The sequence below is a fragment of the Thauera terpenica 58Eu genome (genome assembly GCF_000443165.1).
In the GTDB taxonomy this organism is placed as follows: domain Bacteria; phylum Pseudomonadota; class Gammaproteobacteria; order Burkholderiales; family Rhodocyclaceae; genus Thauera; species Thauera terpenica.
Genome location: NZ_ATJV01000086.1, coordinates 1 through 11,950 on the forward strand (window position 1 = coordinate 1; position 11,950 = coordinate 11,950).

Annotated in this window: 12 protein-coding genes; 1 reads left to right on the forward strand and 11 read right to left on the reverse strand. The window is 65.2% G+C overall.

Annotation, left to right across the window (positions count from 1 at the left end; genetic code table 11):
* Window positions 1-51: 51 nt before the first annotated feature.
* The 8 genes from M622_RS35925 to M622_RS35955 form a co-directional block, all read right to left on the reverse strand.
* The gene (locus M622_RS35925; RefSeq protein ID WP_021250570.1) at window positions 52-552 is read right to left on the reverse strand and encodes a hypothetical protein; all 501 of its coding nucleotides are present in this window, start codon (window positions 550-552) and stop codon (window positions 52-54) included.
* A gap of 115 nt (window positions 553-667) precedes the next feature.
* Window positions 668-1,129, reverse strand: a complete 462-nt coding sequence (locus M622_RS35930; RefSeq protein ID WP_021250571.1) for a universal stress protein — start codon at window positions 1,127-1,129, stop codon at window positions 668-670.
* A 22-nt stretch (window positions 1,130-1,151) separates the two neighbouring features.
* Window positions 1,152-1,313, reverse strand: a complete 162-nt coding sequence (locus tag M622_RS40210; RefSeq protein WP_021250572.1) for a hypothetical protein — start codon at window positions 1,311-1,313, stop codon at window positions 1,152-1,154.
* 138 nt (window positions 1,314-1,451) lie between these two features.
* Entirely contained in the window at window positions 1,452-2,393 is a 942-nt protein-coding gene (locus tag M622_RS35935) for a DUF7064 domain-containing protein (protein WP_021250573.1), read from the reverse strand.
* 76 nt (window positions 2,394-2,469) lie between these two features.
* On the reverse strand, window positions 2,470-2,757 hold the full coding sequence (locus tag M622_RS35940) for a cytochrome C oxidase subunit IV family protein (protein WP_084520793.1): 288 nt from the start codon (window positions 2,755-2,757) through the stop codon (window positions 2,470-2,472).
* A 9-nt stretch (window positions 2,758-2,766) separates the two neighbouring features.
* Window positions 2,767-3,393 (reverse strand): cytochrome c oxidase subunit 3, encoded by a 627-nt coding sequence (locus M622_RS35945; RefSeq protein ID WP_021250575.1) that lies wholly within the window; start codon window positions 3,391-3,393, stop codon window positions 2,767-2,769.
* Window positions 3,390-4,148, reverse strand: coding sequence for a hypothetical protein (locus M622_RS35950; RefSeq protein ID WP_157282115.1), 759 nt, complete (start codon window positions 4,146-4,148; stop codon window positions 3,390-3,392). Before M622_RS35950 ends, M622_RS35945 begins: the two co-directional genes overlap by 4 nt.
* A 72-nt stretch (window positions 4,149-4,220) precedes the next feature.
* Window positions 4,221-5,342 (reverse strand): NAD(P)-dependent alcohol dehydrogenase, encoded by a 1,122-nt coding sequence (locus tag M622_RS35955; RefSeq protein ID WP_021250577.1) that lies wholly within the window; start codon window positions 5,340-5,342, stop codon window positions 4,221-4,223.
* A 270-nt stretch (window positions 5,343-5,612) separates the two neighbouring features.
* On the opposite strand from M622_RS35955, the gene M622_RS35960 reads away from it, so the two are divergent.
* The gene (locus tag M622_RS35960) at window positions 5,613-6,944 is read left to right on the forward strand and encodes a DUF1329 domain-containing protein (RefSeq protein ID WP_021250578.1); all 1,332 of its coding nucleotides are present in this window, start codon (window positions 5,613-5,615) and stop codon (window positions 6,942-6,944) included.
* 92 nt (window positions 6,945-7,036) lie between these two features.
* Here the strand turns inward: M622_RS35960 and M622_RS35965 are convergent, their stop codons facing one another.
* From M622_RS35965 to M622_RS35975, 3 genes are all read right to left on the reverse strand, one after another.
* A complete protein-coding gene (locus M622_RS35965) occupies window positions 7,037-8,209 on the reverse strand; it encodes an MFS transporter (protein ID WP_031347424.1) in 1,173 nt (390 codons plus the stop codon).
* Window positions 8,210-8,351: 142 nt separating this feature from the next.
* The gene (locus tag M622_RS35970) at window positions 8,352-10,919 is read right to left on the reverse strand and encodes an efflux RND transporter permease subunit (RefSeq protein WP_021250580.1); all 2,568 of its coding nucleotides are present in this window, start codon (window positions 10,917-10,919) and stop codon (window positions 8,352-8,354) included.
* 37 nt (window positions 10,920-10,956) lie between these two features.
* Window positions 10,957-11,950, reverse strand: a 994-nt coding sequence (locus tag M622_RS35975) for a WD40/YVTN/BNR-like repeat-containing protein (RefSeq protein WP_021250581.1), incomplete at its 5' end; no start/stop codon positions are given.

Sequence of the window (11,950 nt, forward strand, 5' to 3'; positions counted from 1 at the left end):
GCGGGCGCATCCGTGAAGTACCTGTCCCATAGATCTTCCCTCCGTAGCTGGCTATAAATTACACCAGCACACCGTGGGACTAAACAGGTAGGTCTGCTCGTAATGTCCCGACCACGAGGAATCCCACGCCGGGCCGTGGCGTTTCGCAGCCGTCGGGTCCATGTCGGGGTCGTTGATGTCATAGGGTTCGTGCAGGGCATGCAGTTCCAGGTCGAAGCGCGTGTCGTCGATGCCTTCGTACCGCATGCGGTAGTGCTTGAGCGGCTCGATGGCCTTGAAGCTCAGGCCGTTGGGCAGGCTGAACTCCAGGAGCGACCTGGGGCAAGGCATGTGCTGCTGGTTGTCGATGTACAGCTGCTCTTCCCACAGGTCGGAGATGCGGTCCATCAGCGTAATGTCCGCCATGCACACGCCCAGCACCGGGCGGGTCACGATATAGACCACCGCGTTGATGTTCGCGTCCGGAAGGTTGAACGGAATCGCGATGGTTTCCGCCCACTGCCAGTGCGAGTCGGCGGTGTAGTGGTAGTCGAAGTCTTCCGGTTTGATCATCGTCTCCTGCTCCCAATCATAGTGTGGCCGCGATCATCGGCGACGCTTGAATCAATCCACTTCGGCCGGCCCGGGGCGGATCCCGCAAAACGCTTGCATGGCATCGGTCGGGCGTTCAACCGCCCTGTCGATAAACGAGGACCGGAATCCGCGAGTGCGTCAGGACCTTTTGAGTTTGTGATCCGAGTATCAGGCTCTTCACCCCCCGGTATCCGTGGGAGGCCATGATGATCAGGTCGCAACCGCCTGCCTCCGCCTCGGAAACGATGGCCTCGAACGGTTCGTTGGCCATCGCCAACTTCGCTTCACTGGATACTCCGGCCGCCTGTGCCGCGGCGCATGTGTTCGCAAGGAGATCGCGCCCCCCTTTCGTGACTGCATCGGTCCTTCTCGCGAGCAGTTCCGGATTCTGGCTCCTCAGCAATGAGGCCTCTCCGTAGATCGACGTCTCGGGATCGTCCACGGCGAAGAGGAAGGTGATCTTGGCACCCGTCTCCTGCGCGAAGAGGATGGCCTGCTTGACGGCCTGCTCCGAAAGTACGGAGCCGTCCGTCGGGGCAAGAACATGGCGAAACATCGTTCACATCTCCTTAAGACACTTATGCTCTGGACTTCAATGTGCGTGCGGATAAGTTGCGCCCGGCGTCCTCGCCAGTCCAACTGTTCGCGTCCGGAAGGTTGAACGGAATCGCGATAGTTTCCGCCCACTGCCAGTGCGATTCGGCGGTGTAGTGGTAATCGAAGTCTTCCGGCTTGATCATTGTCTCCTGCTCCCATCGATGGTGTGGCCACGGTCATCGGCGACGCTTGAATCAAGACAGGGCCATCGTCGTCGCTGCGTCACAACGAATCGAACGCAGGCGCATCCCGGCACGGACCGGGCGATGACCGCGGCACCCCTATGCCTTCCTGGAACGCAGGTACGCCAGATACTCCGTCGGCCACATGAACTCGGCCCAGCCCACGCCTGGCCGGCCGTCGATCTCGCAGGTCATCGATGACTCATATAGAGTGGTATGCGGCCCTGGAATCAGCGGGAAGTGGGCGAAGAAATCCCCCGAGAGGCGGGTTTTTCTGCCGGCACTGTCGGTCAGCTCCGCTTGGATGCGTTTCTGCAGATACTGGCCGTCGTGCGTGAATGCCACCTGGACCGAATCCACTTCGGCGATCAAGCCGTCGCGGCTGACGTAGCCGCGAAGCTCGATACGGCCGCGCTCATAGATTTCGCAGAAATGCACGCACAGATCCTCGCCCGCCTGGGCATGCACCCACTTCCAGTGCTGCGGCACCTGCCAGTCGCGGGTGCCCCAGGAATGGTCCCGCGCACCGGTCGTATCTACCTGATGGACCTTGTCCCCGATCCGCAAGGTGCCACGAATGCGGCCCGCCTGCTCCAGGCGGTTGGTGGCAAACCAGTCGGGACAGCCGTCCTTGTGCGAACCGTAGGCATAGGCCGGATGGCAGGCCTCGAAGCTCAGGTCCAGGCCGGCCCGCTCGCCATCCACTCGCAGGCGGCCGGTCCTCAGATCCAGATTCTGCTGCAAGTGGACCTTGCCGACCCTCCAATCGTCGAAATTCCGCTCCGCGGGCATCCGGACATTGTCGATGGCCTCGACGATCGGTTCATTGCCGACGCCCGGCCCATAGGCGACGAACACCGATCCGGCGACGCCGTCCCGATCGACCCAGGTGTAGATGAAGGTGCCCAGGTCGAGCTCGGGCAGTGAAATCACGTAAGGAATCGATTCCCGCTCGAGCGGCCCGCCCTCGAGCTTGTGGCGTCCGTCGTTTGCCGGGTCCAGCGCGGCAATGGCGCTCCTCAGACCAGTCATGTCCTGCATTCCATTCTCCTTGCACGATCCATATGTTTCCCCCAATTGCTTGACACCATGACATGAACGCGGGATTGTCCGGCCCTTACCCGACGCACAGAATCAGGAGCACGACGCACATGGCGATCACCCAGGCGTCGAAGCCGTGGCGCAACCACGAGGGAGCCTGCTTCAATTCCATGAACTGGAATCCGACGATCCAGGTCTTCACGAAAGCGGTGACGAGCACGCCGGCCGTGGCAAGGCGGATATCGCCCTGCACATTCTTTACCGTATAGCCCAGCCACCAGCCAAACAAAGTGGAACCCACCAGCACGATCCATGCAATGTTGTTTGCATTACGCAGAAATCCAGACTCAACAGATCTCGTCATCTCGGCCCCTCATAGCAGATAGAAAAGCGAAAAGAGTACGATCCAGAGCAGATCGACCAGATGCCAGAAGGTCGCCCCGCTCTCAATGGTCCGAATGTCCTTTTTGCTCAATTCCGGGCGCCGGCTCACGTTGCGCACGACGAGCAGCACACCGAGCCCAACCAGCACATGCACCAGGTGGATGCCGGTGAACGAGAAAAAGTACATGAAAAAATCATTCGTCTTCGGAGTCACACCGTTGGCGATCTTGAGCCCCCACTCGAAACTCTTGTTCGCCACGAAGAGCAGACCGAACAGGATGCCGAGCGAGATGTAACGGCTACTGGCGGCACCGTGGGCCTGCCGACAACTCTCCACGCCCTTGGCAACGAACCACGACCCGGTCAGCAGGAAGAAGGTGTTCAACACCCCTACCCACATATCGAGCGTGGTCCGGGACTGGGCGAACAATTCGGTCTGCTCCCTGTACCCCAACGCGATAACGACGAAGAACGCCGAGAACACCAGCAGGTCACCCGCAACGAACAGCCATATCCCGACTTCACCCGGAACATGCTTCTGAGTAGCGCAATCCGGTGTCGCCATGCGCCCCCCCACCGGGGGGGCGCGCCGATTATCCGTGATACTGTCCGTCATGCCACTGATCCTGCAGCGCTCCTCGCGCCGCCAACGACCGGTTCGTTACCCGCAGCTTTCGCCACCTTGGACATCGCCGCGGACATGATCCAGATCCATGCAAAGTAGGCGATATAAGGAATCCAAAGCGCGACAAAGCCATGCCAGGCAAACGGGCCCGTCTTGAAGAAGAGGATCAGTTGCCCCGGAATGTAGAGCAGCGCCGCCCACAGATTCACGTAAGCAACCCAGCGCGGGAACGGCTCCTTGCCTTCTTCCGCCACGAGAATGGGCAGTGCGATCATGACGCACCAACCGCCAAACAGGGGCACGGAGAAGAGCGCACAAAAGTAGGCGAAATCAGTGAACATCATGACGACGGTCGGATGGTAGGTTTCCGGGCGAAAAGCCATCAGTGCCCAGGAAAACGCGACCAACAGCGCGATCACCTGCCCGCCGGCCGTGAACACGATCTGCACATAGGAGAAGACCGGATTGGTTTCAAAACGCCGTGTCTGGGCAGCAATTCCCGCACCGAAAGATCCGAACAGCGCAAACGATATCATCATGAAGACAGAAGCGATCTGGATCTGGAACTGGTTGTCCGTAATTTTCCTGACGAACACCTCGGGTGCCTCTCCCGAGTTGAGCAAAGGCGGGGTCATGCCGCCCAGAATCACGCCGCCGATGATGTAGAAGATCACGGCCATGTATCCGGACCATGCGCAGAACCGCATCGATTTCCGGAAAAGGGGGTCATTGACTGTCGTTTGCATCTTTATCTCCTTTCTTCCTTGGTGTTTTTTTACCGGGTTTCATCCGTGCGACGAAGCGGACATCGCCTCCGCTCAGAAGACGAGTACCGGCTTGATCGCGCCGCCCTTCTCCGTGGCATGGAGGGCCTCGTTGATCTGGTCGAAGCGGTAACGCGTGATCAGCCGGTCGAAGGGGAATTTGCCTTCGCGGTAGAACCGCAGCATCTGCGGGATGAAGGCCTGCGGATCCGCGTCGCCTTCGGTGATCGGGCGCAGGGTCACGCTCTTGGTCAGCAGGTCGAGCAGGGTCGCGGGCACCGCGGCGTCGGGCGCCGGCATACCGACCATGCCCACCGTGCCGCCCGGCAGGGTGCAGTCGATCGCGTTGCCGATCACCGACGGCAGGCCGGTGGTATCCAGCGCATGCGTGGCCCCGCCGCCGGTGGCCGCCCTGATCGCGGCGACCAGGTCGTCACCGGCGAAGGGGTCGAAGGCATGGCTCGCGCCCAGTTCCAGCGCCAGCGCGCGGCGCGCGGCATTGGGCTCGACCACCACCACCTGCGCCGCACCGACCGCCCGTGCGCCGAGCAGCGCGCTCAGGCCCACGCCGCCGCCGCCGAAGACCGCCAGCGACTGGCCCGGGCCGATGCCCAGCGAGTTGATCGCCGCCCCCGCCCCGGTCTGGATGCCGCAGCCCAGCGGGCCGAGGATCTCCAGCGGCAGGTCCTCCGCCACCTTCACCGCGTTGATCTCGCGCGCGATGGCGTAGGTGCCGAACGAGGACTGGCCGAAGAACAGGCCCTGCACCGCATTGCCGGCGGCATCGAGCATCCGCCCGCCATCCACGCGCTGCGCGCCGCCGAAGTTGAGCGGCAGCATCTGCAGGCAGTTCGACGGGTGGCCGGAGCCACAGTTGCCGCACCGCCCGCAGGAGTTGAACGACAGCACCACGCGGTCGCCCGGTTCGAGGCTGCGCACCCCCTCGCCCACCGCCTCGACGATGCCCGCCCCCTCGTGGCCGAGCACGATCGGCAGCGGCACCGGGAAAGCATCGCGGCACACCAGGTCGGTGTGGCACACGCCCACCCCGACCATGCGGACCAGCACTTCGTCGCCCTTGGGTGCACTGATGCGGACGTCCTCGATCTCGAGCGGCCCGCCCACCTTGCGCAGCACGGCGGCACGCGCGGCGGTGAAGTCGTGATTGCTGCACATCCTTGTCTGTCTCCTGGTTGTCACCGGCGGTTCGTCCGCCTCCGGGGCGCCCGTTCGCCCGCAGCCGGAAAGCGGGGAATGACTGGCGCAGTTTCGTACGCTATCGTACCGTATGTCAACGCACACAAAGAACGGATACCCCGCGAGTGCGTACCACGCCAGCCGATGGTGAGCCTGCCCGCCGCCGCCGGGACCGGCCGAAAGTTGGGGGCGGCGGGACGACCGGCCGGCCGCGGCCGCCATTGCCTTTTCCAGGAGCACCCGGACGAGATGAGAGACCCCTTAGCCCATGCCGGCCTGCGCCTCGCGGCCGCGCTGTTCCTCTGCGGCCCCGTCGTTGCCAGCCCGGCCGCGCCGCCGGCGGCGCTCACGCCCAGCGGCGCGGAGCGTGCCGGCACCGCCGACGGACGCATCCCCGCCTGGTCCGGCGGCATCGCCCGCCCGCCGCCGGGCTGGGAGCCCTCGCAAGGCCATACCGACCCGTTTGCCGGCGAAACACCGCTGGCGATGATCGAGCGCGCGAACATGGACGAACACGCCGCCCACCTGTCGCCGGGGCTGCAGGCCCTGCTGCGCCAGCGCAAGGGCTTTCGCATGCCGTTGTATCCCTCGCACCGGACCTTTGCCGTCCCCGGGCACGTCCATGCGGCCACCGAGGCCGGCGCGGGCCGGGCCGCCGTGGAAGACAAGCGGCTGCGCGGTCACCGCCAGCCCGGCATCCCCTTTCCCCAGCCCCGCAGCGGCGAAGAGGCGATGTTCAACCACCTGCAGCGCTGGATCGGCGGCGTGAGCGCGTGCAGCGACTGGCTGCCGATCCGCGCCAGCGGCGACTACTTCCGCGTCGGCTGGTGCTCGAAGATCGTCCAGGCATCCGAGATGGATGCGCTCGAGACCGCCCAGGACGGCACCTATTTCCTCGGCCGCTACGATGCGCCCACGGCCCTGCTCGGCACCATCTACCTGGTGCACGAACCGCTCGACTCGGCCGCCGGCGAGCGGCGCGCGTGGATCTACAACTCGGGACAACGCCGGGTGCGCCGGGCACCGGACCTCGCCTTCGACAACGTCGCCGACGGCTCCGAAGGCATGGCGACGATCGACGACGGCGGCGGCTTCAACGGCTCGCTCGAGCGCTACGACTGGAAGCTCGTCGGCAAGCGCGAGCTGTACGTGCCCTACAACGCCTACCGGCTGGCGTCGCCGGCGCTGCGCTACGACGAGATGATCGAGGGCAACCTGATCCGGCCCGAGCTGATGCGCTACGAGCTGCACCGCGTGTGGGTGGTCGAGGCCACGCTCGCGCCGGGGATGTCGCACATCTACGCGCGGCGCACCTTCTACCTCGACGAGGACAGCTGGCAGGTCGTGATCGCCGAGGCCTGGGACGGCCACGGCGAGTTGTGGCGGGTGTCGCTGCTGCCGCTGATCCAGCTCTACGACGTGCCCAACATGGTACCGCGCGCGCAGATGATCCACGACCTGCGCAGCGGCTCGCTGCTGGTCACCGGGCTGGACAACGAACGGCCCCGGCCCGCGATGCAGTGGCACCAGAAAGGCAGGCTGGCGGAATTCCGCCCCGCGGCCCTGCGCGCCATGCATTGAAGGTCGGCGGGCCATTGCACGCCAGCACAGGCCTTCGCGAGCGACGCCGCAATCGGACACTCCCGCAGCATCCGCTCGCATTGGGTCGAAGGCTAACGGCTGGCGCCCGCCCGCGCGAGGACCAGCAGCGCCGTCGCCCCCAATACCGAATACGCAGCAAAGAGCGGACGCACGCTGCCATCGAAGAGCTGCCCGACGGCAAAGCCGATCAGCGCCCCCATGCATGTCGTCACGAGACCGAACACCGACGCGGCCGTGCCGGCGACATGCCCGAGCCGGTTCATCGCCATCGCGGTCAGGTTCGGCGCCAGCAGTCCGAACACGAACATGTTCCAGCACTGGATCGCAAGGAAGGGCCGCAGGCCCACGAGGCCTGCCCCCGCGGCCGCAGCCGCGAGACCATTCACGACGACTTGACTGCACAAGACGCTGCGAATCAGTTGCGCGCTGCCGTAACGTCTCAGCAAGCGGGCATTTGAGTACGCACCCACGGCGGTGGCCAGCGAGACGAATGCCAGCAGTGGCGTGAAGCGCAGACCGGCCTCGTAGGTGCGCTGGAAGACCGCCTGGGCCGACGTGAGGAAGCCGACATAGGCGCCCATCGCCAATCCATAGGCGAGCATATGGGCAACCGCATGCCGATCCGCAAGGACCAACCGGTAGGCCGCGGCGGCGGATGCCGGCGCGAACGAGCGGCGCTGATCGACTGGAAGCGATTCATCCAGCCGCCATCTCGCCCAGCACAGCATTACGATCGCGGCAAGCGCCGTGAGGGCAGGAATCCATCGCCACGAGCCCGACAGGAGGATGAGCTGCCCGAGCATCGGTGCGACGACCGGCTCCAGCAACAGCACCGTCATCACCAGCGACAGGGCATGCGCCAAGCCCGGGCCGCCGAGGCGATCGCGGACCGTCGAATAAGTGGCGACGCGCAACGCCCCTGCACCGACGCCTTGCAGAAGGCGGGCGCCGATCAGCGTCGCGATATCGACTGCCAGCGCGGTGAGCACACCGCCCACCGCGAACACCCCCGCCCCGCCGAGAAACAGGGGTCGCCGGCCATGACGGTCGCAGAGCAGCCCGAAGAACGGCTGCGGCATTCCCATCCCGAGCAGGAACGCAATGATCGCAGCCTGGCTGAGATTCCTGCTGCCAAGGGCCAAGTCATCGCCGATTCCGTCCAGCGCCGGCACCATCAGATCGGTTGCGAGCGCCCCGACCGCAAGGCTCATCGAGACGAACGCAATGAATTCCGTCGGACTCATCCCGGCGGCGGGCCGTCCGTCCCGGCCGGCCGCGCCCATGCCGGTTCGACGGAACGCCCGCGCCGCCGACGCCCGGACATCGCAGACTCCTCGACGAACAGCCGCCCTGCACGGACGGGAATTCCCGCGGACACCCGCCCCATCAATCGTTCCTCGGACTCGCCATGACGGGCAAGCGCGCATGGCGATCCAGTTCGAAGGTTCGCCCCGTGGGCGGTTCGCCCGCCGTTCCTTCGTCCGCAGACCTCATGATCGTGCCGGTAGTCTCGGACACGGCCGGCTTCTCGAGACCGGCATCCGCGACGGCCTGCCGCCCGTCCCGATCGGTCTGCTTGCCGGACTCCCGCTTCAGCAGGAAGGTCGCCAGGCTCGGAATCACGATCAGTGCGCCGAGCATGTTCCAGATGAACATGAAGGCAAGCAGCAATCCCATGTCAGCCTGGAACTTGATCGGCGACCAGGCCCACGGGATCACCGCGGCAGCCAGGGTGATGCCGATGAGGGCAACCACTTTGCCGGTGAAGACCAGCGCCTTGCAGTAGGCCTCGGTGAGCGGCATTCCATCCCGCTGCGCCGCGAGCTGCACTGCCAGCAAGTAGAGCGCGTAGTCGACGCCGATCCCGACGCCGAGCGCAACGACTGGCAAGGTTGCAACCTTGACGCCGATGCCGAGTACCACCATCAAGGCCTCGCACAGGAGCGAGGTCACCACCAGCGGGACCACGGCGACCACGACCGCGCGCCAGCTGCGGAAAGTGATGAAGCACAGTACGGTCACCGCCGCATAGACGTAGAACAGCATCGTCCGGTTGGCGTGACCGACCGCGATGTTCGTGGCGGCTTCGATCCCGGCGTTCCCTGCCGCCAGCAGGAACTTGCGCTCGTCGGTATCGTGCTCGGCCGCGAAGGCTTGCACGGTCTTGACGACACGATCGAGCGTTTCCGCCTTGTGGTCGGCAAGGAAGGCGATGATCGGCGCCACCGAGCGGCTGTCGTCGAACATCTCCGGATTGCCGTCGTACACATAGTTCAACGCGTCGGACACCACGTAGCTGTCGCGGTTGAGCGTGATCCACTTGGGTGACCCCTCGAAGCCGGCGGCAGTGTAGTTGCGTGCGAGGCTGGCCGCAGAGACCGTCGTCTGCACACCGGGCACATCGCGCAGGATCTCTTCCAGGCGATCCATCTCCAGCAGCGTCTCGAACTTCACCAGGCCGTATTCCGGCGTCGTGACGACCACGGCGAACTGGTCGCTCGAGAGCTGGTAATGCGCGGTTATGTACATGTTGTCGCGGTTGTAGGTGGAATCCGCGCGCAACTCGGGCGCTCCGGGATCGAGGTCGCCGATCTTGAGATCCGCCGCAACGACCAGAGCCCCCGCCGTCACGACACAGGACAACAGGATCACGCCTATCGCCCAAGGCCGGGTGGTGAAACGTGCCAGCCAGCGCGACAGCGGGTGGTCGCCTTCGTCCTCCCGCAGCGACCGCATCGCGGCGACGTGGCTGACGCCGGTGTAGGAAAGCAGGACCGGAAGCAGGATGAGGTTGGTGAAGATCAGCACCGCGACGCCCGTGCTCGCCGCGACGGCGAGGTCGCGGATGACCGGGATGTCGATCACGGACAGTACGCCGAAGCCCACGGCATCGGCCAGCAGTGCGGTGAGACCGGCGAGGAAGAGGCGGCGGAAGGTGTAGCGGGCGGCAACATAGCGATGCGTGCCGCGGGCGATGTCCTGCATGATGCCGTTCATCTTCTGCGCGCCGTGGGAGACGCCGATCGCGAAGATCAGGAAGGGAACGAGCACCGAATACGGGTCCAGCACCAGGCCGAAAAGCCGCATCAACCCGAGCTGCCACGCCACCGCGACGAGCGAGCAGGTCACCACCAGCGCGGTGCTGCGCAGACAGCGCGTATAGAGCAGGATCAGCCCCGAACAGATCGCTGCGGCATACAGGAAGTAGGTGAAGACCTCGATCAGCCCGTGGATCAGGTCGCCCACCAGCTGGGCAAAGCCGATGATGTAGATGTTGACACCCTTGCCCGCATGGTCGGCGCGGATGGATTCGAGCGCATCGCGGAACGCCCGATAGTCGAGCGCGTTGCCGGTAATGGCGTCGTGGCTCAGCAAGGGGACGAACAGCATGCTGGAACGCTCGTCGTTGGCGACGAGCGAGCCGACGATGCCGGCGCGGTGGACGTTGTCGCGTAGCGCCTCGATGCTTGCCGCCGAGCCGTCATAGGTATCCGGCATCACGGCCCCGCCCTTGTAACCCTCGGCGGTGATCTCCGTCCACCGCACGACCGGCATCCACAGCGATTTCATGAACGACCGGTCCACGCCCGGGACGAGGAATACCCGGTCGTTGATGTCCCGCAGGGCGGCGAGGTAGTCGGCATCGTAGATGTCGCCGTCGGCGTTCTCGACGACGATCCGCACCGAATTGCCGAGGCCGCGAAGCGATGCGGCGTTTTGCAGGTAATTCTGGATGAAGGGATGCGAGACCGGCATCATCTTCTCGAAGCTGGCGTTGATTTCCAGCCGCGAGGCCTGATGGCCCAGTACCGCGGTCAGCACCACGCAAACGATGACGAGAACCAGCCGGTTGTTGAAGATGATCCGCTCGAGCAGACCGCCGGAGCGCGAATCGAAGTCCTGCGGCCTGGGAATGACCGGCATGACTTCCAGTTTGTCGGTGGTGATGGACATCAGAACTCTCTATTGGTAGCGCGCGGGAACGATCCGGTCACTTGCTGCCTGAAGCCGCAGCACCGCCGGCCTGAATGCGGACGCCGTCCAGTCCGGTCAGCACGAGGCTGCCGTCGGCCAGCACGGCCACGCCCGTCATGCGAACCGGCTGGTCCGGGCTGCGCAGCACCGGCGGGCCGCCGGACCACTCTCCGCGCAGGAGCTCCCCTGCGACGCTGCCGAGGACGAACGAACCATGGGCGGCGGCGCCGGCGGCAATGGTCTGTTCGCTCGGGACGGCGAGTTGGCGCCATGTCGCGCCGGCGTCGTCGCTGCGATAGGCAACGCCGCGCAGGCCAAAGGCAAGCAGGTTCCTGCCTTCTCCGACGATCCCGAAAAAGCTGCCGATATAGCCCGTATCGATCGCGACGAAGCGACCCGCGCCTCTATCGAGCCGGTAGATCCGCCCGCGTTCGCCGACGATGAACAGTTCGTTCCCGATGCCGCGGATCGCGTTCAGGTTCAGGTATTCGCCGTTCTCGATGCGTTCCAGCCAGGGCGCCCAGGTGTTCCCGCCGTCACGCGTCACCATCAGCATGCCGAAGGCACCGACCGCGTAGCCGTTGCGCGTGTCCTCGAACCAGACGTCGAGCCACGGCAACGCCGGTCCGCCACGGTAGTTCAGCTCGAGCTGGGCAGCGGCCGCCTCCGCCGCCGGATCAGGCGCCATCCCGGCGTAATGCGCCGGGAAGTGGGCCGCCGCACTGCGGCCGTCGAGTTGCTTGACCCAGTTCGAGCCGCCGTCGGCGCTGTAGAGCACGACGCCCTCGTGACCGACCGCCCAGCCCTGCTGCGGGGTCGGGAAATGCACGGCCAGCAGATCGCTCTGCACGGGTACGTTCGCCTGGCTCCAGCTCTGGCCGCGGTCGTCGGAGACGATGACGAGTCCGCGCGGGCCGACCGCCACCAGCCGTTCGCCAGCCGAGGCAACGGCCATCAGCGGGCGCCGGGCGGGATCGGTCCGCATGTCGGCCGGCGTGTCGAGCGGGTCA